25 protein-coding genes and 1 pseudogene are annotated in these 26,834 nt (G+C 56.5%); 17 read left to right on the top strand and 9 right to left on the bottom strand.

Features of this window, described 5'->3' with window-relative positions; translation table 11 throughout:
- From ACMWKK_RS06455 to ACMWKK_RS06445, 3 genes and pseudogenes are all read left to right on the top strand, one after another.
- Positions 1-464, top strand: a pseudogene (locus ACMWKK_RS06455) (type VI secretion system tube protein Hcp); the annotation flags it as partial.
- Positions 458-1,135: a DUF2931 family protein gene (locus ACMWKK_RS06450; protein ID WP_406542765.1), complete on the top strand. Its 678-nt coding sequence runs from the start codon at positions 458-460 to the stop codon at positions 1,133-1,135. The pseudogene ACMWKK_RS06455 and the gene ACMWKK_RS06450, both read left to right, overlap by 7 nt.
- A gap of 9 nt (positions 1,136-1,144) precedes the next feature.
- Complete coding sequence (locus tag ACMWKK_RS06445) at positions 1,145-1,798, top strand: DUF2931 family protein (RefSeq protein WP_327643370.1); 654 nt, start codon at positions 1,145-1,147, stop codon at positions 1,796-1,798.
- 158 nt (positions 1,799-1,956) lie between these two features.
- Here ACMWKK_RS06445 and ACMWKK_RS06440 read toward each other — a convergent pair whose 3' ends face one another.
- The 6 genes from ACMWKK_RS06440 to mntR form a co-directional block, all read right to left on the bottom strand.
- On the bottom strand, positions 1,957-2,997 hold the full coding sequence (locus ACMWKK_RS06440) for an aldo/keto reductase (protein ID WP_112781333.1): 1,041 nt from the start codon (positions 2,995-2,997) through the stop codon (positions 1,957-1,959).
- A gap of 107 nt (positions 2,998-3,104) precedes the next feature.
- Positions 3,105-4,628: an efflux transporter outer membrane subunit gene (locus ACMWKK_RS06435; protein ID WP_112781332.1), complete on the bottom strand. Its 1,524-nt coding sequence runs from the start codon at positions 4,626-4,628 to the stop codon at positions 3,105-3,107.
- Positions 4,628-6,199: a DHA2 family efflux MFS transporter permease subunit gene (locus ACMWKK_RS06430; protein ID WP_045327430.1), complete on the bottom strand. Its 1,572-nt coding sequence runs from the start codon at positions 6,197-6,199 to the stop codon at positions 4,628-4,630. Before ACMWKK_RS06430 ends, ACMWKK_RS06435 begins: the two co-directional genes overlap by 1 nt.
- Positions 6,196-7,290, bottom strand: a complete 1,095-nt coding sequence (locus tag ACMWKK_RS06425) for an HlyD family secretion protein (protein ID WP_112781331.1) — start codon at positions 7,288-7,290, stop codon at positions 6,196-6,198. Before ACMWKK_RS06425 ends, ACMWKK_RS06430 begins: the two co-directional genes overlap by 4 nt.
- A gap of 101 nt (positions 7,291-7,391) precedes the next feature.
- Positions 7,392-8,501 (bottom strand): anion transporter, encoded by a 1,110-nt coding sequence (locus ACMWKK_RS06420; RefSeq protein ID WP_045327434.1) that lies wholly within the window; start codon positions 8,499-8,501, stop codon positions 7,392-7,394.
- On the bottom strand, positions 8,498-8,971 hold the full coding sequence (mntR, locus tag ACMWKK_RS06415) for a manganese-binding transcriptional regulator MntR (protein ID WP_008501176.1): 474 nt from the start codon (positions 8,969-8,971) through the stop codon (positions 8,498-8,500). The genes ACMWKK_RS06420 and mntR overlap by 4 nt, the downstream gene beginning before the upstream one ends.
- Before the next feature lie 183 nt (positions 8,972-9,154).
- On the opposite strand from mntR, the gene mntS reads away from it, so the two are divergent.
- Together mntS and ACMWKK_RS06405 are read left to right on the top strand one after the other, a co-directional pair.
- On the top strand, positions 9,155-9,283 hold the full coding sequence (mntS, locus tag ACMWKK_RS06410) for a manganase accumulation protein MntS (RefSeq protein WP_008501175.1): 129 nt from the start codon (positions 9,155-9,157) through the stop codon (positions 9,281-9,283).
- Positions 9,284-9,565: 282 nt separating this feature from the next.
- Entirely contained in the window at positions 9,566-11,149 is a 1,584-nt protein-coding gene (locus tag ACMWKK_RS06405; protein WP_045327436.1) for a phosphoethanolamine transferase, read from the top strand.
- Positions 11,150-11,734: 585 nt separating this feature from the next.
- Here the strand turns inward: ACMWKK_RS06405 and ompX are convergent.
- On the bottom strand, positions 11,735-12,253 hold the full coding sequence (ompX, locus tag ACMWKK_RS06400; RefSeq protein WP_024908709.1) for an outer membrane protein OmpX: 519 nt from the start codon (positions 12,251-12,253) through the stop codon (positions 11,735-11,737).
- A 354-nt stretch (positions 12,254-12,607) separates the two neighbouring features.
- Between ompX and rhtA the strand changes: the two genes are divergently transcribed.
- The 6 genes from rhtA to ybiO all read left to right on the top strand — a co-directional run bounded on the left by rhtA (position 12,608) and on the right by ybiO (position 19,215).
- A complete protein-coding gene (gene rhtA, locus ACMWKK_RS06395; RefSeq protein ID WP_112781329.1) occupies positions 12,608-13,495 on the top strand; it encodes a threonine/homoserine exporter RhtA in 888 nt (295 codons plus the stop codon).
- Positions 13,496-13,794: 299 nt separating this feature from the next.
- Complete coding sequence (gene dps / locus ACMWKK_RS06390) at positions 13,795-14,298, top strand: DNA starvation/stationary phase protection protein Dps (protein ID WP_010428924.1); 504 nt, start codon at positions 13,795-13,797, stop codon at positions 14,296-14,298.
- A gap of 362 nt (positions 14,299-14,660) precedes the next feature.
- On the top strand, positions 14,661-15,404 hold the full coding sequence (gene glnH / locus ACMWKK_RS06385; RefSeq protein ID WP_023310880.1) for a glutamine ABC transporter substrate-binding protein GlnH: 744 nt from the start codon (positions 14,661-14,663) through the stop codon (positions 15,402-15,404).
- Between the two features lie 93 nt (positions 15,405-15,497).
- The gene (gene glnP, locus ACMWKK_RS06380) at positions 15,498-16,157 is read left to right on the top strand and encodes a glutamine ABC transporter permease GlnP (protein ID WP_003858462.1); all 660 of its coding nucleotides are present in this window, start codon (positions 15,498-15,500) and stop codon (positions 16,155-16,157) included.
- The gene (gene glnQ / locus ACMWKK_RS06375; RefSeq protein WP_032639054.1) at positions 16,154-16,876 is read left to right on the top strand and encodes a glutamine ABC transporter ATP-binding protein GlnQ; all 723 of its coding nucleotides are present in this window, start codon (positions 16,154-16,156) and stop codon (positions 16,874-16,876) included. Before glnP ends, glnQ begins: the two co-directional genes overlap by 4 nt.
- A 125-nt stretch (positions 16,877-17,001) precedes the next feature.
- Positions 17,002-19,215, top strand: a complete 2,214-nt coding sequence (ybiO, locus tag ACMWKK_RS06370; protein WP_112781328.1) for a mechanosensitive channel protein — start codon at positions 17,002-17,004, stop codon at positions 19,213-19,215.
- 48 nt (positions 19,216-19,263) lie between these two features.
- Here ybiO and rlmF read toward each other — a convergent pair whose 3' ends face one another.
- The gene (rlmF, locus tag ACMWKK_RS06365; RefSeq protein WP_161656342.1) at positions 19,264-20,175 is read right to left on the bottom strand and encodes a 23S rRNA (adenine(1618)-N(6))-methyltransferase RlmF; all 912 of its coding nucleotides are present in this window, start codon (positions 20,173-20,175) and stop codon (positions 19,264-19,266) included.
- Positions 20,176-20,418: 243 nt separating this feature from the next.
- Between rlmF and mcbA the strand changes: the two genes are divergently transcribed.
- The 3 genes from mcbA (at position 20,419) to ybiJ (ending at position 21,619) form a co-directional block, all read left to right on the top strand.
- Positions 20,419-20,685, top strand: coding sequence for a DUF1471 family periplasmic protein McbA (mcbA, locus tag ACMWKK_RS06360; protein ID WP_045331579.1), 267 nt, complete (start codon positions 20,419-20,421; stop codon positions 20,683-20,685).
- Positions 20,686-20,806: 121 nt separating this feature from the next.
- Positions 20,807-21,073, top strand: a complete 267-nt coding sequence (locus tag ACMWKK_RS06355) for a DksA/TraR family C4-type zinc finger protein (protein WP_045331582.1) — start codon at positions 20,807-20,809, stop codon at positions 21,071-21,073.
- Between the two features lie 285 nt (positions 21,074-21,358).
- Positions 21,359-21,619, top strand: a complete 261-nt coding sequence (gene ybiJ / locus ACMWKK_RS06350; RefSeq protein WP_023310874.1) for a DUF1471 family protein YbiJ — start codon at positions 21,359-21,361, stop codon at positions 21,617-21,619.
- A gap of 118 nt (positions 21,620-21,737) precedes the next feature.
- Here the strand turns inward: ybiJ and ybiB are convergent, their stop codons facing one another.
- Positions 21,738-22,700: a DNA-binding protein YbiB gene (gene ybiB / locus ACMWKK_RS06345; RefSeq protein ID WP_112781326.1), complete on the bottom strand. Its 963-nt coding sequence runs from the start codon at positions 22,698-22,700 to the stop codon at positions 21,738-21,740.
- A 252-nt stretch (positions 22,701-22,952) separates the two neighbouring features.
- Here ybiB and ACMWKK_RS06340 point away from each other — a divergent pair, with 252 nt between their 5' ends.
- From ACMWKK_RS06340 to ACMWKK_RS06330, 3 genes are all read left to right on the top strand, one after another.
- Positions 22,953-23,489, top strand: a complete 537-nt coding sequence (locus ACMWKK_RS06340) for a fimbrial protein (protein ID WP_112781325.1) — start codon at positions 22,953-22,955, stop codon at positions 23,487-23,489.
- 67 nt (positions 23,490-23,556) lie between these two features.
- Positions 23,557-24,231, top strand: coding sequence for a molecular chaperone (locus ACMWKK_RS06335; RefSeq protein ID WP_045331591.1), 675 nt, complete (start codon positions 23,557-23,559; stop codon positions 24,229-24,231).
- 23 nt (positions 24,232-24,254) lie between these two features.
- Complete coding sequence (locus tag ACMWKK_RS06330; protein WP_406542764.1) at positions 24,255-26,816, top strand: fimbria/pilus outer membrane usher protein; 2,562 nt, start codon at positions 24,255-24,257, stop codon at positions 26,814-26,816.
- Positions 26,817-26,834: the final 18 nt, after the last annotated feature.

Genomic DNA, 26,834 nt, shown 5'->3' with positions numbered 1-26,834 from the left:
CCTGGTATGACGACCGGCTGCCGCCGGATCGCTACGGGCAGTTTCAGAAACGCAGTTTTTCGGCGCTGACGCTGCGAAACCGGTTAATTCGTAACGACTGGGCAAAGGTGGTACTGCGGGTAATGATCGAGGCGGCTAAAGAGGCGGGGGTGAATTTCAAAGCTATGACAAATAATGACGAGGTACTGAATTTTCCTTCTGAGCTTTCAGCTTCGTGTGACAAAGCTCTGCAGATGGGAAAAGCGGCACGTGATGGCAAAGTGCCGCCTGCTTTTACCCCGCAGGAAATAAATATTCTGGCTCGTTCATATATCCACTGCTCTGCTAACTGGAACCCCGTGGTGAGAAATACCCGCGGTGAGATTCAGGGCGGTGCCGCACTGGCTGAACTTATCAGCTTTGTTAATCGCCCCGATGAAGAGTGGCGGCGTACGCGCTATAACATGGATGGAGAATCATTTTGAAACAACGCGGGTTAGGGCTTTTTTTAATTTTAACCACTCTCACAGGATGCCAGGCAGTGGCACCCACTGCCCCCGAAGAGACGGGCGGAATGCCTTACGGGAAATGGGACTTTGCTTTCTTCACCCCGAAAGCACTGTATGCCGAGGTCACGCAGGCGCTGGTGATTGATGAGAAGGGGGTGGTGTATACCTTCCGGACGCTGGACTCCGTGCAGGACAGTGCCGTTACCGTGGGAACATGGAGTAACCGGGTACGACGGAACGCCCAGTTTAACCAGGCGCGCCACCCGCCCGTGATGATGCTGTTCTGCTGGGATTCGGTCATCGACAAGAAGACCTATGAGACCCGGATAGTCTTTCCGGCGTCGCTCAGGACCAGAATGCAAATTCCGACCGGCAAGACCACAGCCGGCGCTACCGCCTGGTATAACACGCTGCTGATTGGCCTGGCCCCGGAAGGCCGTGTGCGTGTCTGGCTGCAGAACAGCCGTGGCGGGAATGATAACCTGCCGGTAGAGCCGCAGCGGCTCACCACGCTGTCCGGTGAAAAACTGGATGCCTGCAAATATGTTCCACCTCGCATTAATTTCAGTTATACCGTGCCTGACGGATACGATCGGGAGACAAAAGATTTCATCAAAGGCAAAACCTACCCGTACGGACAATGGTGAGGAAAACCAATGAAAAGGAGATTCACCGCAGTACTGGTCAGCCTCTCTCTGCTGACCGGCTGTCACACCGTAGGGCCTGCCACCCCCGAAGAGACGGGCGGAATGCCTTACGGAAAATGGGACTTTGCTTTCTTCACCCCGAAAGCACTGTATGCCTCCGTCACGCAGGCGCTGGTGATTGATGAGAAGGGGGTGGTGTATACCTTCCGGACGCTGGATGCAGTGCAGCCAAGTGCCGTTACCGTGGGAACATGGAATAACGAGGTGCGGCGGCATGCCCAGTTTAACAAGGCGCGCCACCCGCCCGTGATGATGCTGTTCTGCTGGGATTCGGTCATCGACAAGAAGACCTATGAGACCCGGATAGTCTTTCCGGCGTCGCTCAGGACCAGAATGCTGACCCCTACAGGCCAGGACTCATACGGGACCACGTGGTACGACACCCTGCTGATTGGCCTGGCCCCGGAAGGCCGTGTGCGTGTCTGGCTGCAGAACAGCGGGATTGGCGAGAACCTGCCGGTAGAGCCGCAGCGGCTCACCACGCTTTCCGGTGAAAAGCTGGATGCCTGTAAGGGAATTACTCAGCACCCATATGGTTATGCTTACTACGGAGAAACGCCGGAGTTTATCAAAGGCAAAACCTACCCGTACGGACAATGGTAAGGAAAACCAATGAAAAGGAGATTCACCGCAGTACTGGTCAGCCTCTCTCTGCTGACCGGCTGCCAGAAGAGATGCCCCTGGCCTTCAGGCTCAGGGGCGGTAAACTAGCAAAATCCGCTATCCGGTAAAACGCTATGCAATACCGCTGGCAAGGAAGGTTACTGTTGCGCTAACTGGTTGCGGCGATACTCCCCCTGCCGCTCCAGCATCCAGCCCGGATATTCCCGCGGCAGCGCGCTCACCGCATCAAGCTGCTTAAGCTCGTCCTCGCTTAAGCGGATCCCGGTTGCGGCAATGTTGTCGTCCAGCTGTTCAACGCGTTTCGCACCAATGATGACGCTGGTCACCGCTTTCTGATGCAGCAGCCACGCCAGCGCGATTTGCGCGACGGAGACGCCCTTGCTTTCGGCGATAACGCGCATCACGTCCACGCAGTCGAAGGCGCGATCTTTATTCACCGGCGGGAAGTCAAACTCCAGACGGCGACCACCGGCTTCGCTCTGCCCGTCGCGGCCATATTTCCCGCTCAGCAGGCCGCCCGCCAGCGGGCTCCAGACCATCAGCCCGACGCCTTCGCTCTGCATCATCGGCACCAGCTCGCGTTCCAGATCGCGCCCGGCGATAGTGTAATACGCCTGCAGCGAGGCGAAGCGCGCCAGCCCGAGCCGCTCGGAAATGCCCAGCGCTTTGGCAATCTGCCACGCCGCCCAGTTCGACACGCCGATGTAGCGCACGTGGCCGTGCTGCACCAGGTTATCCAGCGCGTACAGCGTCTCTTCAATCGGCGTGGCCGGGTCGAAGCCGTGTAGCTGGTAGAGATCGATATGATCGAGCTGCAGGCGGCGCAGGCTCTCCTTCACGCTGCTGACAATGTGATAGCGCGAGCTGCCGCGCGAGTTCACCCCTGCCGTCCCCGTTTCGCCGAACACTTTGGTGGCGACCACCACGTTCTCGCGGGGGATCTTCAGGTTCTTCAGCGCCTGACCGGTGATCTCCTCCGACCGCCCTTCCGAATAGACGTCCGCAGTATCGATAAAGTTGATCCCGGCATCCAGCGCGCGGCCCACCAGCTGTTCTGCTTCGCTCTGCTGGAGCTGTCCAATCTTGCCCCACATGCCGCCTTCACCGCCGAAGGTCATGGTGCCGAGGCACAGTTCAGAAACGAACAGACCGGTATTGCCCAGTTTTTGATAACGCATAAGATAATCCTCGCATGTCGTTTAAGGGGTACCCGATAGTTATACCCGCCCCTCGGCCATCGCGAATGTGGCGTTCCTGTCCGTTTCTTGCCCAATCCTCTGAATAGTTATCCGCGCGGGGCGTCGCCAAAGACGCTGTAATCCGGTAACTGCACCTGCTGATACGGTTCCCAGCCGCCGCCGAGGGCCTTGTAGAGTGCCACCAGATCGAGCGCGCTTTGCACCTGCGCCTGCGCGCGCTGCTGCTGGGCCTGGGCAAGCTGACGCTGGGCGTCCAGCACGTCGATAAAGCTGGCGATCCCCTGGCGGTAGCTGTCGCTCGCCAGATCGAAGGCGTTTTGCAGAGCGTCGATGGTTTTTGCCAGCCCTGCTTCACGCTGCTGGTCGGTGCGATAGCTCACCAGCGCATTTTCGACATCGCCAAGCGCGGTGAGCACCGTCTGGCGATAGTCCAGTACCGCCGCCCCCTGCTGCGCGCGCGCCACCTTGACGCTGGAGACCAGCCGTCCGCCCTGGAAAATGGGGATGGAGACCTGCGGGCCGAAGCTGTAAAAGTGGCTGCTCCAGTCGGTGAGCCAGTTGGTTTCGCTGTTGCGCAGGCCAAACTGCCCGGAGAGGGTAAAGCTCGGGAACAGCTCGGCCACCGAAACGCCGATTTGCGCCGTGGCGGCATGCAGGTTCGCCTCGGCTTCGCGCACGTCCGGACGGCGTCGCGCCAGCGTCGACGGTATGCCGGTCTGCACGATATCCGGCAAGGCTGGCATCGGTTGTACGCTTTGCAATTCCGCATCCAGCGCGCCCGGCGGCTTGCCGAGCAGGATCGCCAGGCCATTCATCGCCTGCCGCTCCTGCGCCTGGTACTGCGGCAGCTGTGCTTCAAGGTTGCCTAACTGCGCCCGGGCGTTTTCCACGTCCATCTGCGGCGACAGCCCGCCCCGCTGGCGGCTTTCGGTCAGATCCAGCGTCTGCTGGGCGCTTTTAATCTGGGTATTCAGCGTGGCGATAACGCTCTGCGCCCCGCGCAGCTGCAGCCATGCGCGCGCCACTTCCGCCTCCAGCGACACCAGCGCGTCGTTACGCTGCTCGATAGCGGCTTTCTGCTGCGCTTCGGCGGCTTCCACCTGACGGCGCACCTTGCCCCACAGGTCAATTTCCCACTGGGCGTCGAAGCTGCCCTGGTAGAGGTTAATCGGCTGCGTTAGCGGGCCCAGCGCGCCCTTCAGGTTGGGATCGATGCTATCCACCTGATCATATACGCCGTGGGATTTCAGCTCCCCTTCCAGGCCGAGCTGCTGGCGCGTCGCCTGCAGATTGCCGTTTACCGACGGGTAAAACGCCCCGCCCGCCTGGTTAATCTGCTCGCGCGCCCCGGCGATGCGCAGCACCGTCTGCTGCAGGGTCAGGTTCCCGGCGATGGCACGTTCCACCAGGCTGTCCAGCTGCGGCGAGCCGAAGGTCTTCCACCAGCGCGGGTTAGTCGCGGCGGAGGACGTTTGCGATTTCACCGCGCTGTCGCCCTTATCGTTCCAGTGCGTGACGGAAGGTGGTGCGGGCTGTTGGTAGTCCGGCCCAACGGCGCAGCCCACCAGCAGCATCATTATCATCAGGGGGTGTAAACGTCTGTGTATCATCAATGTGCTCCTGCACTCCCCTCGCTCTTAACCGGCGAGAGCAACAAACAAAACGGAATCAGCAACAGGGCCACGACGCTCAGGATGGTGAAGACGTCGATGTAGGCCAGAAAACGGGACTGCTCAATCATGGTCTGGTACAGGCGTCCAGTGGCGATGCCGGTGGGGTCACCCACCTGGGTGGTGAAGTTCTGGATCGCCTGCGCGCTTTCGCGTATCGCCAGCTGGAACTGCTCGTTAAACGGCGAGGCGTGGTACGCCAGATGCGCGCTGTGCGCCTGAGATCGTTCGGTGATGGCCGCCGTCGACAGCGAAATCCCAATCGAACCCGCCACGTTGCGGAACATGGTGAACAGCGCCGCCGCGTCGGCATTAAGCCGTCTCGGGATCGAAATAAAGGCAATGGTGGTGAGGGGCACAAACAGGAACCCCAGCCCGATCGACTGGGCGCTGCGGAACAGCACCAGCGTTTCGAAGTCGATATCCGGGGTCAGCGTGCGCGACCAGAAGAACGACACCGCCAGGCAGGTAAAGCCAAAGGCAATGATCCAGCGCGTCTGCACCACCGGCATCAGCTTCAATACCAGCGGGATGGTCAGCACGATCAGCACCGCGCCGGGCGACAGCACCAGCCCTGACCACGTCGCCGTGTAACCCAGATCCTGCTGCGCCAGCTGCGGAATCACCACCGAGCTGCCGTACAGGATCATCGCCATACCTGCCATCAGCAGGCTGGAGATAGCGAAGTTGCGGTCCTTCATGCAGTGCAGATCCACCACCGGCTTTTTGGCATACATCAGCCAGTAAATCGCGCCGATGATGCCGATCAGCGTTAATACCGCGAACGTGCGGGTAAAGTTCGAGTTAAACCAGTCCTCATCTTCCCCTCGGTCAAGCATCACCTGCAGACAGCCGAGCCCCAGGGCGATCAGGCCGATCCCCGTCCAGTCGATGCTCAGCTTCTCTTTTGACTTGCTCTCCCAGGGCGGATCCTCCAGCAGCTGATAGATTGCCAGCACCGTGACAATCCCCACCGGAATGTTGATAAAGAACACCCAGCGCCAGGAGTAGTTGTCGGTGATCCAGCCCCCCAGCGTCGGGCCAAGCACCGGCGCAACGATGATCGCGATGGAAGAAAGCCCGAACGCTTTGCCCCTGTCCTCCGGCTTGAAGTAGTCGAGCAGCACCGACTGCTGCGTGGGCTGCAGCCCGCCGCCAAAAAAGCCCTGCATCACGCGGAACAGGATGATCTGCCACAGCTCGGTGGCGATGCCGCAGAGGAACGAGCAGACGGTGAACATCACGATGCAGATCAGGAAGAACTGCTTGCGGCCAAACACCCGGCTCAGAAACGCCGAAATGGGCAGCACGATGCCGTTCGCCACCAGATAGCTGGTTAACACCCAGGTAGATTCGTCATAGCTGGACGAGAGCGAGCCCGCCACGTGGGGCAGCGCCACGTTGACGATAGTGGTATCCAGAATTTCCATAAACACCGCCAGGGTGACGACAATCGCCACCGCCCACGGATTGCTGGCGGGTTTCCAGCTGTCGTGGCCGTGATCCGTCATTCGACCGTCACCTTCGGCGCCACCGACAGGCCCAGCGGCAGCGGTTTGCTGGCATCGAGTCCCTTATCAATGACGATTTTCACCGGCACGCGCTGCACGATTTTAACAAAGTTACCGGTGGCATTTTCTGCCGGGAAGGCAGAGAAGCGCGAGCCGCTGCCCTGCTGAATACTGTCAACGTGGCCCTCAAGCGCCATGTCAGGCCACGCGTCAACGGACACCGTGACCTTGTCGCCGGGCTTCATGCGCTCAAGCTGAGACTCTTTGAAGTTCGCCACCACCCACACGTTCGTGGAAACCAGCGAGAACAGCGCGGTGCCCGCCTGCACCAGCGTGCCGGGCTGCACGTTGCGTTTGGTGACAAACCCGTCGAACGGGGCGCGGACTTCGGTATAGGAGAGGTTCAGGTTGGCCGTTTCCAGCTGCGCTTTAGCCTGCTCAACCTGACGCTCGCGCGCTTCCACGTTGGTTTCCTGCTGGCGGATTTGCAGCTGTACCTGCTCTGCCACTTCCAGCTGCGCCTGCGCGCTGGCCAGGCCAGCCTGGGCGCTGCGCAGCTGGGCGTTTGCGGAATCAATGCTTTGCTGGGTGGTCGCTCGCGGGTCGACGCCGCGCTGGCGACGGTACTCCGCCTGCGCGTTCGCCAGATCGGCCTGCGCTTTCAGCACCTGCGCTTTGGCTTCGTCACGCTGGGCGGGATACTGCACTTTTGAGAGCGCCAGCTGCGCCTGGGCCTGATGCAGCTGGGCGATAGCCAGGCCAAGCTGGGCCTGGGCCTGATCGCGCTGTGCGGTGGTGTCACGCGGATCGATGACCACCAGCAGATCGCCCTTTTTCACGCGCTGGTTATCGCGCACCCGCAGCTCGGTGACGTAGCCCGCCGTTTTGGGGGCAATCGTCACCACGTCGCCGTCGGTAAAGGCGTCGTCTGTCGTCTCTTCGTTACGGGTTAAAAGCCACCAGACCAGGGCCACAATGACCATCACCACCACGACAATGCCGAGGATAATTAATGGTTTTTTGCCCGGGCGCTTACGCTCATTATTGTTTTTGTCCTGCTCGTCAGCAGGCGGGTTTTGTTCTTCAGCCATAGTTCAGCAACGGTCCTGTCAGTGAGCGGCATCACGCTATGCCGTTCACTAAAGCTAGGACGTTGCTATACGTTTGCCAGGAAAAACTGACAAATTGCGCACTATATGAGAAGGAATAGTCCGAAACCGATCGCCGCGGCCCATACCAGCATAGGAATTGACCAGAGATGGAAGCGCCACCAGATACGACGATCGTTAGCCATACGCAGGGCAATCAGGTTTGCCAGCGAGCCGGGCAGCAGCCCAAACCCGCCGATGTTAACGGCCCAGGCCAGCAGGGTATCGGGCGGAACGTAGTTGAGCAGCAGAATGGTGGAAGGCACGTTGCTGATAAACTGCGACAGGCCGATCGCCGTCAGCCACAGCCCCGGCTGAGACAGCGTGCTGACGCCGTGCAGCACGTTCTGCAGCACCGGAAGCTGGATGAGAAGATGCACGTCGATAAACATCGCCATAAAGACCAGCAGCAGCGTCCAGTCCACGCTGACCAGCACGCGGCGCGCCAGCACGACAAAGCCTGCGGCGACGAGCAGAACGCCCGCCAGCTCAACCTTCAGCTCCAGCGCGAACAGAAAGACGATGTATAGCCCGAGGCAGCTCCACACCAGGCGCGGCTGCCACTGCGGGCCCGCCGTGCCGCTGTGGTACTGCAGTTTTTTATCCGGAAACGCAAACCAGCATACCGCCAGCAGCGACAGCATCATCACCAGCGCCAGCGGGGCCATCTGCCAGGTGAAGGCGGCGAACGACAGGCCGGAACGTCCCCAGAGCAGGATATTTTGCGGGTTGCCGATCGGCGTCAGGAGCGAGCCGGCATTGACGGCCAGCGCTTCAAAGATGATGAGCCGGCTAACCGGGATTTCGCACAGCTTACGCAGCGTAAGCGTGAGGGGCACGATGATAAACAGCGCCACGTCGTTGGTCAGAAACGTCGACAGCAGCGCGGCGGAGAACACCATAAACAGGGACAGCCTGCGTTCGGTGGCAAAGCGACGCACCATTTTACGACCCAGCACGTCAAAATAGCCGCTCAGCTCGACCCCTTTGGTGAGCATCATCAGGCCGCTCAGGGTAATGATGGTGCGCCAGTCAATCGCGGCGGGCCAGGCGTGTGGGGCAAACGGCACAAAGAGACTTAACCCTGCGCCAATGATGAGTAAGAGATGGAAGAAACGATCGCGTGCCAGGGCCTGCAGTCCAGGGATTTTCATTCAGCGGAGGGACCATATTTAAGGGTAAATTCGCGAAACTTCACCAGCGTCTCTTCGCTGACGTGGTGTTCCATGCCTTCCGCATCCCGGCGGGCGATCTCCGGGCTGACGCCCAGCACCAGTAAAAAATTCTCGACAAGCTGATGGCGCTCGCGGCTCTCCTGCGCGAGTTTCTCCCCTTCCGGCGTCAGAAACACGCCGCGCCAGGGGATCATTTCAATTAAGCCCACGGAGGCCAGGCGTTTTAACATTTTAGCCACAGTAGGCTGCGACACCCCCAGCCTGGCGGCCATATCGACCTGGCGCGCTTCACCAACCTCACGAATCAGATCGGAAATGAGTTCAACATAATCATCAATCAGTTCACGCCGGTGCGCTTCACGGACCTGACGAAAACCTTCGACATGTTCTTCAACATTCACCAGCTGCGTCGTTTTTTTAATGGTTGGCTTACCTGCGCGACGGTTCATTGTACTTCCTCAGTGGGGTGACGCTTCCAGCGCCCGGTATCGAGAGCGCACATTGTAAACCATCCCTAAGCAAGCACAAAAAATTAACGAAATAGCCATAGCTATACAATATAGCCTGTGCTATATCTGTATGTAATGCAGTCACCCTTCACGGATCGAAGGGATCAAAACTCAGGAGGTCTTATGAACGAATTCAAGAGGTGCATGACCGTGTTTACCCACTCACCCTTTAAAGTGCGCTTAATGCTGTTGAACATGCTGTGCGATATGTTTAACGGCAAACCGCATCAGGACGACAAACCTTCCCACTAAGCGGCGTTGCGGTACGCCGCTTCATTTTTTCGTCACAATCTCGCAGTAAACTGGCTTCCAGCCGCCCTATTCCCGATCTTTTTTACGGATTTGCAATCCCCTTCGCAAAACATCTGCTTAGCAACTGTTGATATTCTTTAGCGCTCGCACTATCTTCTTGCAGCCCTGCACAATTTGCGGCTCGCTGAAGCGGACCCCATTCCCTCTCCACGCACTGTCAGGCAGGTTATGACCCTTGACGCCAGGGTGAGCACATGGCGTTTTCATCCATGATAGTGACCTATGAATGTAACCCTGATAGATACCGTTGTGACCCGCAGCCGGGCCTTAAGCCCGTGGACGGGGTTTTACTTTTTGCAGTCATTACTGATTAACTTTGCGCTGGGTTATCCCTTTAGTCTGCTCTACGCGGTGGCCTTCACCTGCATTCTGCACGTGCTGTGGCGCTCTGCGCCGCGCGTGCAAAAAGCGTTAATCGGGATCTGTTCGCTGGTTGCTGCACTCTATTTTCCGTTTGGTCAGGCTTACGGCTCACCAAACTTTAATACCCTGCTGGCGCTGCACTCGACCAATATGGAAGAGTCGACGGAGATCCTGACCATCTTCCCGTGGTACAGCTACGTGGTGGGGCTCTTTATCTTCGCGTTGGGCGTTATCGCCATCCGCCGCCAGTCGGGCGAGAAAAAGTCCTGGGGTAAGATCGAACTACTCTGTCTGGTATTCAGCGTTGCCGTGGCGTTCGTCGCCCCCATCCAGAATATTCCCTGGGACGGCAAGCTAAGGCTTATTAATATCGGCTATCCGGTATTCCGCTTCGTGAAAGATGTCGTGGTGAATAATAAAGAGGTTCTCGACGAGCAGGCGCGCATGGCCGAACTTTCCAATATGAAGGACACCTGGAACGTGCTGGCCGTTAAGCCGAAATATCACACCTACGTGGTGGTGATTGGCGAAAGCGCGCGTCGCGATGCCATGGGCGCCTTCGGCGGACACTGGGATAACACCCCGTTTGCGAGTTCGGTCAAAGGCACGCTGTTTACCGATTACGTCGCGGCCAGCGGCTCGACGCAGAAATCGCTCGGCCTGACGCTTAATCGGGTCGTCGACGGTAAACCGCAGTATCAGGATAATTTTGTCACCCTGGCAAACCGCGCCGGTTACCAGACCTGGTGGTTCTCCAATCAGGGGCAAATTGGCGAATACGATACGGCTATCGCCAGTATCGCCAAACGTGCTGACGAGGTGCAGTTCCTGAAAAACGGCGACTTTGAAGCCGACAAAAACACCAAAGACGAGGCGCTGTTGAAGATGACGGCCCAGGTCTTCGCCACCCCGCGCACCCAGCCGCAGCTGATCGTCCTGCACCTGATGGGGTCCCATCCGCAGGCCTGCGATCGGACCGGCGGCAAGTATGCGGAGTTCGTGCAGTCCAAAGAGACGTCCTGTTATCTCTACACCATGACGCAAACCGACGACCTGCTCAGCAAGCTGTACGATCAGCTACGCAACACGGGCGACAGCTTCTCGATGGTCTATTTCTCGGATCACGGGCTGGCGTTTAAGGAGCGCGGCAAAGAGGTGCAGTATCTGGCACACGATGACAAGTTCCAGCAGAACTTCCAGGTGCCGTTTATGGTGCTGTCGAGCGATGATAAAACGCATCGCGTTATTAAAGCGCGTCGTTCGGCAAATGATTTCCTGCAGTTCTTCTCACAGTGGACGGGGATTACGGCCGAGCAGATAAAAAATGCTTACCCGTTTGTCTCTAACAAGAAAGCTCCCCCAGTTTACGTTACCAACTTTAAGTTACAGAAAGTTGACTACAACCATCTGGGTACGGATATTTTTGATATTAAGAGTAAGTAAGCTGAGCGGTCTGATGCCCTCACCCTGGCCTTCTCCCACGGGGCTGGGGAATCCCCAGTAATTTTTTTACCTGAAGCGACGTATCTAGCATCAGGATTATGAATGCCTTACAGCAATGACCTGGTCCGGCTGTAAATCGCCGAAGCGTTTCCTGCAGGCCGGGGCGAGGCGCATGGATGCGCCGAGAGGGCGGGCTTTACAGGGACGTTACCTCCGCCCGTCCCCGATAAGCCGGAAGGAATAAGCTGAGGGCACCGCGAAGCGGCGATTTACCGCCGGGAGCCCGGGTCGCCAGGGTGGTGGCGATTGAGCCACCCTGGCACGTTCACCGGTCATGTTGTTACAGAGTAGCAAGGAACATAAAGTGAACGGAATGACCTCCACAGCCGTATGTTCCCCCTCACCCCAGCCCTCTCCCTCAAGGGAGAGGGGGTCGTCCGTGCAGGCATTATTTTGTGGGGATCCCTCAGACCACGGGTAGAGGGAATAAACACTAAAAACGGCAACCTGAGGTTGCCGTTTTGCTTTGACCTTGAAAAAAAATCCGCCACAGTGGGCGGATTTTTTATTTAATCACCGAAGTGATTAGAAGCGGTAACCTACGCCCGCGATCCAGGTGCCAACGTCAACGTTGCGGATACGGCTCTGCTCATAGGAGAAGTCCAGAGCAACGTCCTGGATTGGGTTGAACTGCAGGCCTGCGCCATAGGAGAAGCCGTAGTCGCTGTTGCTTGCAGTGCGGTTCAGACCCTGGTTTTCGGTCTGCTGGAATTTACCGTAGCCAACACCCACAACACCGTAGATGCTTGCCCAGTCGTTCAGACGGTAAGCTGGACCAGCAGTGATACCGTAGTACTGGCCTTTGTTGTACGCGCCGTTTTCAGAACGATCTTTCTCGGTGTAGGTGAAAGAACCGATCACGCCCAGTGGGTTGTTATCCTGCTCGTAGCGATACTTCAGGTTGAAGCCGTTAGCTTTGTTCATCACGCCCTGATAGTCGCTCTGAGCGTAACCACCAGTAACAGTAGAAGTCGCAGCTACAGCGGTACCTGCGGAAACAGCCAGTACAGCGGCCAGTGCTGAAAGACATGCAATTTTTTTCATAACCACCTCAAATGTGATCCAAGTAAGTCCGTAAGTTTTAAATATATCAAAAAAATTTGCGAAACTCTTTGTGATTCGTGATGTCTAATGAAACTTTTCCTGTAACAGAACGTTTCCAGCATCAGCTATCTCTTTCAAATCACATGCAATTTTCACTACTAAATGCGCATAGTGCGCGTACGCGCCGTTACATTCATCCAGATTATTCCTAATCTGACAGGCGATAAATCCACCAGCGCGTCATCATTTTACGGATTTGACGGGCTTTTTTTTCAACCGTACCTCAACCGTAGCCGCATATTTCCTTTACACTGCAACCTTTACTTCATTTGACATAAGCTGACAGGAGAAAGGATGCCTGGGTTATCCCGCACGTCATCGGTCTGGTTGCCGGTCGCAGTCATACTCATTGCCATGTTGTCCATTCAAAGCGGCGCTTCGCTTGCAAAATCGCTTTTCCCGCTGGTTGGCGCGCCCGGGGTGACCGCCCTGCGTATTGCGCTGGGCACGGCAATACTGGTGATCATTTTTAAACCCTGGCGTCTGCGCTTCAAAAAAGAGCAGCGTTTACCCCTGCTGTTTTATGGGCTCTCCCTGGGGGCGATGAACTACCTGTTTTACCTCTCCATCCAGACGATACCGCTCGGTATTGCCGTCGCGCTGGAGTTTACCGGCCCGCTGGCGGTGGCGCTCTTCTCCTCCCGACGTCCGGTCGATTTTATCTGGGTCGTGTTAGCCGTTCTGGGCTTATGGTTCCTGCTTCCCCTGGGCCAGAGCGTCGCTGAGGTCGATCTGACGGGTGCCGCCCTGGCGCTGGGTGCAGGCGCCTGCTGGGCCGTCTATATCCTCACCGGCCAGCGTGCAGGCGAAGAGCACGGTCCGGCAACGGTGGCGCTGGGCTCCCTGATTGCGGCCATCGTGTTTGTGCCCATCGGCATGGCGCAGGCGACCGAATCTATCTGGCAATGGTCCGTTATGCCCGTCGGGCTGGCGGTCGCGATCCTCTCTACCGCACTCCCCTACTCTCTGGAGATGATAGCCCTTACGCGTCTGCCGACACGCATATTTGGCACCCTGATGAGCATGGAGCCTGCGCTCGCCGCCATCTCCGGGATGGTGTTTCTTGGCGAAACCCTGACATTGACCCAGACGCTGGCGCTCTGCTCGATTATCGCGGCATCCATGGGCTCGACGCTCACCATGCGCCCGGAACCTAAAGTTGAGAAGGTGGATATCAACTAAAGCCATATATTCTGCATGGCCTCCACGCCATGCAGAATAAAGGCCAGAAAGACGCTCGTTATAATTTCTTACACACTTTGCGCTATTTTCAAAATATCCCTCTGAATTTTCTCCCCGATTCTGAAATTAAGATTGATCTGTATCAATTTTAAAATTATCAATAATAATCAACACATTAAATTCACAACCTCCTTCTCGCTATTAAACCGATAGGCACAGCCAAACCGCAGACAAAAAATCCGGTGCTATACTTAGTTCCGTAATTACCTGGGACATAAACATCAAGAGGATATGAGATTATGAGTACCGCTAAACTGGTGAAAACGAAAGCGTCTAATCTGCTTTATACCCGTAACGATGTATCGGATAGCGACAAAAAGGCGACCATTGAGTTGCTGAATCGCCAGGTGATCCAGTTCATCGATCTTTCGCTGATCACCAAACAGGCCCACTGGAATATGCGCGGTGCAAACTTTATTGCCGTTCATGAAATGCTGGATGGCTTCCGCACAGCACTGGTTACCCACCTCGACACGATGGCTGAACGCGCCGTTCAGTTAGGCGGCGTAGCGCTGGGCACCACGCAGGTGATTAACAGCAAAACGCCACTGAAGAGTTACCCGCTGGATATCCATACCGTTCAGGATCACCTGAAAGAGCTGGCGGACCGCTACGCGATTGTGGCAAACGATGTGCGCAAAGCGATTGGCGAAGCCAAAGACGAAGATACTGCCGATATTTTCACCGCAGCGTCCCGCGACCTGGATCAGTTCCTGTGGTTTATCGAATCTAACATCGAGTAATCCATACGAATTTTCTATCAAACCCTCGCCCTCCGGTGAGGGTTTTGCACATCTATGGTGCACACTTTTTGCCTGAGACCGTGCAAAAGTGAAGAAATTGTAATAATCACCTCACACAACCGTTAACGAAAGATTGTTTTTTCGTCAGAATGGACGCTAAATATCTCCCCGTCAGTTGAGCCAAACGGAGTGCACCAAAACAGTGCTCCACTTTGGTGCAACAACACCTCATTGCCCCGTTTATTGTGCAATGCATGACATCATCCCCTTTGCAAAACAACAGCTTGTAAAGTTGGCACGATTTTTTCATTGTGCCACCTGTTCTCGCAGGGGATCGCCCCGTGGATATAAAAGGAAATGCTATGAAGTCTGTATTAAAAGTTTCACTGGCTGCACTTACCCTGGCTTTTGCAGTGTCTTCTCAGGCTGCCGACAAACTGGTTGTGGCGACCGACACGGCGTTCGTTCCGTTTGAATTCAAACAGGGTGATAAATACGTTGGTTTTGATGTGGACCTGTGGGCCGCAGTCGCAAAAGAGCTCAAGCTGGATTACACCCTGAAGCCGATGGACTTCAGCGGCATCATCCCGGCGCTGCAAACGAAGAACGTCGATCTGGCGCTGGCGGGCATCACCATCACCGACGAACGTAAAAAAGCGATCGACTTCTCTGACGGCTACTACAAAAGCGGCCTGCTGGTGATGGTCAAAGCCGATAATAACGACGTAAAAAGCGTGAAAGATCTCGACGGCAAAGTGGTGGCAGTGAAGAGCGGCACCGGTTCTGTTGATTACGCGAAAGCCAATATCAAAACCAAAGACCTGCGTCAGTTCCCAAACATCGACAACGCATATATGGAACTGGGCACCAACCGTGCCGACGCGGTTCTGCACGACACGCCTAACATCCTGTACTTCATCAAAACCGCTGGCAACGGCAAGTTCAAAGCCGTTGGCGAGTCTCTGGAAGCCCAGCAGTACGGTATCGCGTTCCCGAAAGGCAGCGACGACCTGCGCACCAAAGTGAACGGCGCGCTGAAAACGCTGAAAGAGAACGGCACCTATAACGAAATCTACAAAAAATGGTTCGGCACCGAGCCTAAATAATTTTACCTGAATTCAGGTTTGTAACGCCCGGTGGCGCTGCCGCTTACCGGGCCTACGTTTTTCGTTTTTCACCACGGTATACAGGAATACATCATGCAGTTTGACTGGAGCGCCATCTGGCCTGCCATTCCACTCTTGCTTGAAGGCGCTAAAATGACCCTGTGGATTTCGGTCCTGGGTCTGGTTGGCGGGTTGATTATCGGTCTTGTCGCCGGTTTCGCCCGCACCTACGGCGGCTGGATTGCAAACCACATCGCACTGGTTTTCATCGAAGTGATCCGCGGCACCCCCATCGTCGTGCAGGTCATGTTCATCTACTTCGCCCTGCCGATGGCGTTCACCGATCTGCGCATCGACCCGTTCAGCGCAGCCGTCGTGACCATTATGATCAACTCGGGCGCCTACATTGCGGAAATTACCCGCGGTGCGGTGCTGTCGATTCATAAAGGCTTCAGTGAAGCGGGTCTGGCGTTAGGCCTTTCACGTCGCGAAACGATCCGCCACGTTATTCTGCCGCTGGCGCTGCGCCGCATGCTGCCGCCGCTCGGCAATCAGTGGATCATCAGCATTAAAGATACGTCGCTGTTCATTGTTATCGGCGTGGCCGAGCTGACCCGTCAGGGGCAGGAGATCATTGCCGGCAACTTCCGCGCGCTGGAAATCTGGAGTGCGGTGGCCGTTGTCTACCTGATCATTACTCTGGTTCTGAGCTTTGTTCTGCGTCGTCTTGAAAGAAGGATGAAAATCCTGTGATTGAATTTAAAAACGTTTCCAAGCACTTTGGCCCAACCCAGGTGCTGCACAATATCGATCTGAACATCCAGCAGGGTGAAGTGGTGGTCATTATCGGGCCATCCGGATCCGGTAAATCCACCCTGCTGCGCTGCATCAACAAGCTGGAAGAGATCACCAGCGGCGACCTGATCGTCGACGGCCTGAAGGTGAACGACCCGAAAGTGGACGACCGTCTGATTCGTCAGGAAGCGGGCATGGTGTTCCAGCAGTTCTACCTCTTTCCGCACCTCACGGCGCTGGAGAACGTGATGTTTGGCCCGCTGCGCGTGCGCGGTGCCAGCAAAGCGGCGGCAGAAGCGCTGGCCAAAGATCTGCTGGCGAAGGTCGGCCTGGCTGAACGCGCGCACCACTACCCTTCCGAGCTGTCCGGCGGTCAACAGCAGCGCGTGGCGATTGCTCGCGCCCTGGCGGTTAAACCGAAAATGATGCTGTTTGATGAGCCAACTTCAGCACTCGACCCGGAGCTGCGCCACGAAGTGCTGAAGGTCATGCAGGATCTGGCGGAAGAAGGGATGACGATGGTTATCGTGACCCACGAAATCGGCTTTGCCGAGAAAGTGGCCTCCCGCCTGATCTTCATTGATAAAGGCCGCATCGCGGAAGACGGTAACCCGCAGGAATTGATTGCGAACCCGCCGAGCCAGCGTTTGCAGGAGTTCCTGCAGCACGTCTCCTGATTATTCACTTCACACGTAAGCCGGGCATGCCCGGCTTTTTTACGCCAGATTGTTCCCAAAAATCCCCCACCTCGCCCCGACCTCTATACTTATCATTTTGTTCGACATTTTCACCGGAGGACGCCGTGCCGTGGATCCTGTTGCTGTTGATTAGCCTGTTTAGTGCGCCATCGTTCGCCGTCGCCATCCCCGGCGTGACCACCGGAACAACCGCCAGCCAGCAAACTACCCCCCCTCCGGAACCGGATGTCGAACAGAAAAAAGCCGCCTACGGCGCCCTTGCCGACGTGCTTGAGAACGACACCTCCCGGCAGGAACTGATTGGCCAGCTGCGGAAAGTGGCCGCCACGCCGTCGCAGGAGTCGGTGCCCACCCTCACCCCGCCGCAGGTGGAAGAGCAAAAAACGGTGCTGGAAAACGTCACCGACGTGAGCCGACACTATGGTGAAGCGCTCTCCTCGCGCTTTGCTCAGCTCTACCGCAACCTGATTGGCTCCCCGCATAAGCCGTTCAACCCACAAACGTTCACCGCCGCCGCCACGCAGTTCCTGATGCTGGCCGGTGCAGTATTCCTGTTCTACTGGCTGGTGCGCCTGTGCGCGTGGCCGCTGTACCGCAAAATGGGGCAATGGGGACGCAGAAAGAATCAGCAGAAGAGCAGCTGGCTGCACCTGCCGTTAATGATAGCCTCAGCGTTTATCATCGACTTACTGCTGCTGGCGCTGACGCTGTTCTTAGGCCAGCTGCTGGCCGACAGGCTGAACGCGGGCAACAAAACCATCGCCTTTCAGCAGTCGCTTTTCCTCAATGCCTTTGCCCTGATTGAGTTCTTCAAGGCGCTGCTGCGGCTGCTCTTTTGTCCGCGCGTCCCGGCGCTGCGTCCTTTCTCCATCCGGGATGAAACCGCGAAGTACTGGGCGCTGCGCCTCAGCGTGCTCAGCGGGTTGATTGGCTACGGCCTGCTGGTTGCCGTGCCGATCATCTCCAACCAGGTGAACGTCCAGTTTGGCGCGCTGGCAAACGTCATTATCATGCTCTGCATCACCGTCTGGTCGCTGTACCTGATCTTCCACAATAAAAAGACCATCACGGAGAGCCTGCTGCATCTGGCCGATCGCTCCCTGTCGTTCTTCAGCCTCTTTATTCGCGCGTTCGCCCTGGTGTGGCACTGGCTGGCAAGCGCTTACTTCATCGTGCTGTGCTTCTTCTCGCTGTTCGACCCGGGAAATAGCCTGAAATTTATGATGGGGGCGACGTTCAAAAGCCTGGCGATTATCGGCATCGCGGCGTTTGTGTCCGGCCTGCTGTCGCGCTGGATCTCGAAAACCATCACCCTGTCGCCGCAGGTACAGCGGAATTACCCGGAGCTGCAAAAGCGGGTTAACGGCTGGATGTCGGTGTCGCTCAAGGTGGCGCGCATTCTCACCGTCTGCGTGGCGATTATGCTGCTCCTGAATGCGTGGAGCCTGTTTGATTTCTGGAACTGGCTGCACAACGGCGCGGGCGAAAAGACGGTCGATATTTTAATTCGTATCGCCCTGATCCTGTTCTTCTCTGCCGTCGGCTGGACGCTGCTGGCGAGCCTGATTGAGAACCGTCTGGTATCGGATATTCACGGCAGGCCACTGCCCAGCGCGCGGGCAAGAACGCTGTTAACCCTGTTCCGCAACGCGCTGGCGGTGATTATCAGCACCATTACCATCATGATTGTGCTCTCGGAAATCGGCGTGAATATCGCCCCGCTGCTGGCGGGTGCCGGTGCCCTGGGTCTGGCCATCTCCTTCGGGTCGCAAACGCTGGTGAAGGATATTATTACCGGCGTATTTATCCAGTTTGAGAACGGGATGAACACCGGCGATCTGGTGACTATCGGGCCGTTAACCGGCACCGTGGAGCGGATGTCGATTCGTTCGGTGGGCGTGCGTCAGGACACCGGGGCGTACCACATCATTCCCTGGTCTTCGATCACCACCTTCGCCAACTTTGTGCGCGGCATCGGTTCCGTGGTGGCGAACTACGATGTGGATCGTCATGAGGATGCCGATAAAGCGAAGCAGGCGCTGCGCGATGCGGTAGAAGAGCTGATGCAGATGGAGGATATTCGCGGGCTGGTGATTGGCGAGCCGTCGTTTGCCGGCATCGTTGGGCTGACGAACACGGCATTTACCCTGCGCGTGTCGTTCACCACCCAGCCGCTGAAGCAGTGGACGGTGCGCTTTGCGCTCGACAGCATGGTGAAAAAACACTTTGACCTGGCGAACGTGCGGATGCCGGTACAGACGTATCAGGTGTTGCCGCCGCCCGCCTCGCCGCTGCCGCCGCAGGAGCCGACGCTGTAGCCTGGTTGCCGGGTGGCGGCTTCGCCTTACCCGGCCTACGACGGAGGGCTATTTGCGACGTTTGTTGTTGTCCATAAACGTCCAGGCAATAAAGCGGCTCTGCTTCTGGCCCTGCGCCATCTCTTTTTTCACCACCTTAACGGCGCCCGCTTCGGTGAGCGCACGGTAGAGCGGCGGCAGGTTATCCCCGCGGGAAACCAGCGTGGTGAACCATTTTACCTGGCGACCAAACTGTTTGCTTTCCGCAATCATGCGCAGGATAAACGCCACTTCGCCCCCTTCACACCAGAGCTCCTGCTGCTGACCGCCGAAGTTCAGCGCGGCGTCTTCAGCCTGCCCCAGGTTACGACGCTTGCGCTCGCTGCCCGCGCGGGCCGCTGCCGCCGAATCGTGGAACGGCGGGTTGCACATCGTGGCGTCATAGCTTTCGTTTTTGTGAATAATGCCGTTGAAGATCGACGCCGGGTCTTTCTGACGACGCAGGCGAATGGCGCGGCTGAGTCCCGGGTTCGCGTTGATAATCGCCTGCGCGCTGGCAAAGGCCTCGTCACCGATTTCGCTTCCGGTAAAGCGCCACTGATAGTCGTGCGCGCCGATGAGCGGGTAGATCAGGTTCGCCCCGGTGCCAATATCCAGAATGGTGGCCTGCTGCGGAACGACACCCTCATTGCCTTCGGCAAGAAGGTCGGCAAGGTGATGAACGTAGTCAGCGCGGCCCGGCACGGGTGGACAAAGAAAGCCTTCCGGAATATCCCAGTGCGCCACACCGTAAAAATGCGCCAGCAGGGCTTTATTCAGCATTTTTACCGCCTGCGGGTCCGCAAAGTTGACCGAGGGTTCGCCCGCTGGGGTCTGAACAATGAAGTTCTGCAGCGGCGGGCAGCTCTGGCATAACGCATTCATGTCGTAGCGGCTGCGGTGGCGATTTCGCGGGTGCAATCCCGGCTTTTGGGCAGTCATGGCATTCTCCTTTAAACAGCGGCGTAAGATACCCTTTGCTGGCCCAACGGTAAATCTTTCTCTGCGACGCTCAAAAACTCACCATAAATCAACTACCTTTATGTCTATGATCCGTCAGTAAATTGTCAATTTATATCGTTCAAAAAATAAGCAGATCATCATCAAATATTTGCGCTAAGTCACATTCGTCTGGCTTCTAAACTTATAGGGAATCACCTGTTGTTCCCTCATGAGGATGTGATTATGAAAAAGTACCTGACCCTTGCTGTTATCGCAGCCGCTCTGGCGACCGCGTCCTTCTCTGCCATGGCCGTTCAGTCACTGACCCAGAGTACTGACACCAGCCAGCTGCGTCCTGCGGGCACCGTCTCGGTGAGCCGCGCCAGCAACCTTGACGATCTTCAGGCTAAGCTCGCCGAAAAAGCCCGCCAGGAAGGTGCAAAAGGATTCGTGGTGAACGCCGCCGGCGGAGATAACCATATGTACGGCACGGCAACCATTTATAAATAACCTGCCTCTTCTGTAAGACTGCATCTGTCCAACGGGTGCAGTTCTCTTCCCTCTTCGCCTTGATTGTTTATTTTTTAACCCCATCTAAACTGTAGGGCTTAACCGATATCAGGAGGACGCCATGGCTTCCGGCTGGGCAAATGACGACGCTGTTAACGAACAGATCAACAGTACAATTGAAGATGCGGTTGCGCGGGCCCGCGGTGAAATTCCGCGCGGTGAAAGCTTAACGGAGTGCGAAGAATGCGGAGAACCTATTCCTGAGGCACGCCAAAAAGCCATCCCGGGCGTAAGGTTATGCATTGCCTGCCAGCGGGATAAAGATTCGAAAAACAGCTCACATTCAGGATATAATCGCAGAGGATCGAAAGACAGCCAGTTACGTTGACTTGCATTTACCTAAGTTAACGTTGCTGAGGCCTACCTTTACGCTCACGCTTTTTAGCGAACCGCGTGGCAAAATGTGCCATTCACCTTTCTTCTGTAAAGCGCATCCGCAAGAAGTGTAAAGCGGTACTTTGAATTTATTAATATTCAATAAGTTATTTGTCATTCAATTTTTTTGAGCGACCACGTCAATTCTCTTCGATTTTATCCCTCGCGAAAAACCGTGATACTTATCACATCGACGAGACATCGTCCCCTTAACAGAAACACCTGCGAGAGATTAATTATGAAAACCATCAAATATGCTGTTGCTGCTGTTGCCCTGTCCGCTCTGTCTTTCGGCGCTTTCGCCGTTGAGCCGGTTTCTTCTACTCAGGCGCAGAATATGAACAAAGTTGGTGTGGTCAGCGCTGATGGCGCCACCACGCTGGACGGCCTGGAAGCCAAACTGGCTGAGAAAGCGGCTGCTGCCGGTGCAAGCGGATACACCATCACCTCCGCTAACGGCAATAACAAGCTGAGCGGCACCGCGGTTATCTACAAATAATCACCTGAATGAATGCTGTACCCTCACCAAACCCTCAGGTGAGCTGCTCCAACCCTCATTGACCCTGTTGTTTGTTACCCTTGCTTGCCCGTCCGCCACTGGACGGGCTTTTTTTTGCCTAAAATGCCGCTTCGACGCGCGTCAGACCGGCCTCGACCGTCTCCACTTCCCCGGTCGCCAGCAGGCAGCAGGCCATCTGCAGCTTGATGGAGTGCGGCACCGGCACGTTTCCGGCAAGACACTGCTCAATCCACTTCGCGGTGGTGAAGGGATCTTTCGCCTCCGGCAGAATAACGCCGCTGTTCTCTTCCCCCCGCTCAAGCGCTATGCGCGTTCCCGCCGCGTCGATCAGCATTATTTGCGGGCAGCGCTGCGGATTAGCGTAGACCTCCCCTTCCGTGCCGTGCATCAGCAGCGCGTTGCCGCCAATCTCTTCAAAGAATTTCCCCACGCGCCCCACGTATTCCGGGTGCGAAACGCTGGACAGGCGCAGCGCAGCGTTTTCGGCAAACGGCGTGGCCAGCTTCGCCAGGGTGTGGGCGCTGTTACGCACGCCCATTCGCCAGCGCATAGCGAGCTGCTTTTCCAGCGGCGGGCAAAGCGCCCTCACGGGAATGTAGACCGGATGATGGCTATCAAGCTTCGCCTGCGCCTGCCCGGCGTGGAGAGTCGGTTCGATCCCCAGCAGTTCAAAAATCGTTTCCGTCAGCACGCGGGTCGGATCTTCGCTTACCCCGTGCACCACTACCGGGAAACCCAGCTTATGTAACAGAATGGCCAGCAGCGGCGTCAGGTTGGCCTGCTTGCGCGCGCCGTTATAGCTGGGAATGACGATCGGCATCGGCTTAGCGACCGGCGGCGTCAGGCGCAGCGTTTGCGCCTGCATCGCCTCGTAAAAGCCGCGCATCTCCGCCTCGCCTTCCCCCTTAATGCGCAGGGCGATAAGTATGCCGCCGAGTTCGAGATCGGGAACCTCACCGTTGAGCATGCGGGTGTAGAGCGCTCGCGCCGTCTCGTGATCCAGGTCGCGGGCATGGTTTTTACCACGTCCTACCTCTTTGATAATTTTACGATAATCCACGGTATCTCTCCTGAAACGTCCTCTTATTACCACTATATCCCCGATGAAGTCCTGCCCGATAGCTTTTTATCCCCACCGTCAGAGACGCCTGTTTTTACGAAGAAAAAAATTATGCAAGCACTCGTTAAATTATTTGTGATGTCTATAGAAGATTCTTAGCCATTCATTTTTTGATTAAATAACGAGCGGAATTTATTGAGGACAACGGGCAAAAACCTTAGGCACGTTTTTACCCACACACCAGGAACTATTATGAACAAGATTGCGTTAGGTCTCTTTATCGCGTCGGTGGTTGGCTGCTCGGCATCCGCGTTTGCAGCCACAGACGGTGAAGGACAGATCAACTTTACGGGCGAAATCATTGATTCCGCCTGTCAGGTTGTAAATGGTTTAAGTAACCCGTTGAACGTGACGCTGGGCAAAGTCTCGAAGACGGTCTTTACCGGTGCCGGCTCCACCAGCACCGCCACGAAGTTTGATATTGAGTTAAAAAACTGCCCGGAAACCGTGACAACGGCAGCGATTAACTTTGGCGGCACCCCGGATGCCAATAATAACAGCACCCTGGCGTTAACGCCGGATACCGATGCCGCAACCGGCGTGGCTATTCAGCTGATCGATTCTTCTGAACATCCCGTGAGTTTGTATACCCCGTCAAAAGAGTATCCCCTGGCGTCCGGTACGGCAGTAAACGATCTGCAGTTCGCAGCGCGTTATATTCAGACCGGATCGGCCGTCACGGCTGGCCCGGCAAACTCTGTTTCAACATTCACGGTTATTTATAACTGATATTGTTCACCCAGGACTATTTCATTTTGCAAAAAAGAAATAGTCCTGCCTTATTTGAGAAAAAACTATGCGTCACGGTTATTTACTCAGCACACTGTTACTGGTAGCGGCAACGGCACACGCGGGCGTGATTATTAACGGCACGCGGCTGATCTACCAGGGAGGCAAAAAGGAATCCTCTATCGGTATTTCAAACCCAGATGCAACGGATTATCTGGTGCAATCCTGGGCGGATTCTGGCGGTAAAAACCTGGCTAAAGCACCGTTTCTGATTACGCCACCGCTGTTTCGTCTTGACGCGAAGCAGGAAAACGTTCTGCGCGTCGTACGTACCGGCGGAAATATGCCTGAAGATCGCGAGTCGCTGTTCTGGCTCAATATTAAGGCCATCCCCTCTTCAAAACCGGTCGCGGGCGAGAATACCCTGCAAATCGCCATTAACACGCGCATCAAGCTGATGTACCGTCCGGCCTCGATCAAGGGTAAACCCGAAGACGTGGCGGATAAGCTTGAGTGGCGCCGGGAAGGCAATGACCTGGTGGTTAACAACCCCACGCCGTTTTATATGAACTTCCAGAAGGTCACCCTTAACGGACATAAGATCGATAAAGCCACCTGGGCCGTGCCTAAAACCGAAACCCATTTTGCGCTGCCTGCCAATACCGGCGGCTCAACCGTGTCGTGGTCAATTATTACTGACTACGGCAGCATCAGCAAAACGCTCTCTGCTTCCCTGCGTTAATACATTATCCAACAGCGGATCTTATGATTACGTATTCTTCAACCCCAAGAAGGCAATTGCCTTCCGTTTATCGGATGCTTACGCTGCTGACCCTGTTATGCGGGTTAGCGGGCGTATGTTTTTCGCAGCAAACGCGGGCAGATGACTATTTTAATCCGGCGCTGTTGGATGTCGATAATCCGCAGCAGGGAAAAACCGATCTCTCTATTTATGAAAAAGGCCCGGGACAGGCACCGGGTAAATATCAGGTCACGATCTTTATCAATAATAATAAAATCGATACCCGCGACGTGACCTTTACATTGCAAAAGCAGGCTAGCGGGGATAATTCCCTGCAGCCCTGCTTCACCCTGGCCGATTTAAAAAGCCTGGGCATTAAAACCGACGACTACCCTCAGCTTGCCGCGAAGGGCAAATGCGCGAATTTGCAGGCCATACCGGCGGCGTCGGCGACGTTTCGCGTCAGCAACCAGCAGCTTTTGCTGAGCATTCCGCAGTCCGCCCTCGGCCAGATTCCCCGCGGCTATATTGACCCAACGGAATTCGACGAGGGGATCACCGCCGGCATCCTGAACTACAGCGCCAGCGCCAGCCAGAGCCATGCGCTTCAGCAGGGCGAACAGGACAACAGCAGCCAGTACGTCAACCTGCGCCCGGGCCTGAACATCGGCGCGTGGCGCCTGCGCAACTACTCAACCTGGAACCGCAGCACCAGCGGCCACGACGAGGAGCAGTCCTTTAACTCGGTCTATACGTACGCCCAGCGCGACATCGTGGCGTTAAAAAGCGACCTGACCGTAGGCCAGAGCAGCTCTCCGGCAGACGTGTTTGACAGCGTCCCGTACACCGGCGCGCAGCTCAATTCCGACAGCGATATGCTGCCCGACAGCGAAAAAGGCTACGCCCCAATCATCCGCGGCACCGCCCACAGCAACGCGCTGGTGGTGGTACGTCAGAATGGCTACGTCATTTATCAAAATACCGTTGCGCCGGGTGCGTTTGAAATCAACGATTTGTACCCCACCGGCAGCAGCGGCGATCTCCAGGTCACCGTGAAGGAGACGGACGGCAGCGAACGTCACTTTGTGGTGCCCTACGCCTCCCTTCCGGTGCTGCAGCGCGAAAAGCACCTGAAGTACAGCGTCACTGCCGGGCGCTACCGCTCCTATGACAAAGACGTGGAGCAGACCCCCTTCGCCCAGGGGAGCGTGATTTATGGCCTGCCGTACGGTTTCACCGCCTACGGTGGCGTGCAGCAAAGCAGCCACTATCAGTCGCAGGCGCTGGGCACCGGTAAAAACTTTGGCGATCTGGGCGCGTTCTCCATCGACGTGACGCGCGCCAAGGCGCTGCTCAAAAAACAGCAGGCCAGCAAGGGGCAGTCCTGGCGCTTGCGCTACAGCAAAGACTTTGCCGGAACGGGCACAAACTTCTCCCTGGCGGGCTATCGCTACAACAGTAAAGGGTTTTATACCCTCGAAGACACCATGGAGTCCTACACCCGCGCCGATGACTGGTCGGCACCGCAGCAGCGCCGCGCGCGCACCGAGGCCACCGTGGATCAGACGCTGGGCGACGGCTGGGGGTCGTTTACGCTGAGCCTGGTCAAAGAGACCTACTGGAACCAGGGTCAGGACATGACCTCGATGAGCATTAGCTATAACAACAGCTGGAAAGGGATCACCTACAGCATGAGCTATAGCCTCAACAAAAACACCAACAGCAGCGATGACGAAGGCGAATCGATCGGCAACGATAACCTGTTCGCGCTGAGCGTCTCGGTTCCGCTGGATCGCTGGATGAGCAATACCTGGGCCACCTATAACATGAATGACAGTAAGGACGGCGCGACGCACACGCTGGGCCTGAACGGGACGGCGCTTGCCGAGAACAACCTTAACTGGAACGTGCAGGAAGGCTACAACTCCTCAGAGCATGCCACCTCGACCAGTCTGAACGCGGATTACAAAGCCACCTACGGCGAGGTGACCGGCGGCTTCAGCCAGGATAAATACCAGCGGACCACCAACGTCGGCCTGCAGGGGGGCATGATCGCCCACGCTAACGGCCTCACGCTGAGCCAGCCGCTGGGCGAGACCATCGCGCTGGTAAAAGCGCCCGGCACCCACGGCACGCACATCGCCAACCAGACAGGAGTAGAAACCGACTTCCGTGGCTACACCGTGGTGCCGTTCGTGACCGCCTATCGCCACAACACGATTTCGCTGGATACCGAAACGCTGCCTGGCGAGGCCGACGTGACGCACGCCTCGCAGATCGTCACGCCAACCCGCGGTGCGGTGGTGCGGGCAAGCTTCAATACCCGCGTGGGGCGCCGCGTGCTGATGACCTTGACGCACAACGGGAAACCGCTGCCCTTTGGCGCAACGGTCACCACCGAGGATAAGGACAGCGAATATATCGTCGGCAACGACGGCCAAACCTATCTTTCCGGAATGCCCGATCGCGGCAAGCTCTCTGTCTCATGGGGACAGAACGCCAGCGACCGCTGCGTTGCGGAATACGCGCTCACGGATGAAAAAGACAACACAGACATTACTAATGCTGCAGCGCAGTGTCAGTAATCAACCCGGCAGGTGCTG

The organism is Enterobacter sp. 01-M-03-SI-ECC (assembly GCF_047530215.1).
Lineage (GTDB): Bacteria > Pseudomonadota > Gammaproteobacteria > Enterobacterales > Enterobacteriaceae > Enterobacter > Enterobacter chengduensis.
This window is presented reverse-complemented; position numbering and strand designations above follow the sequence as displayed.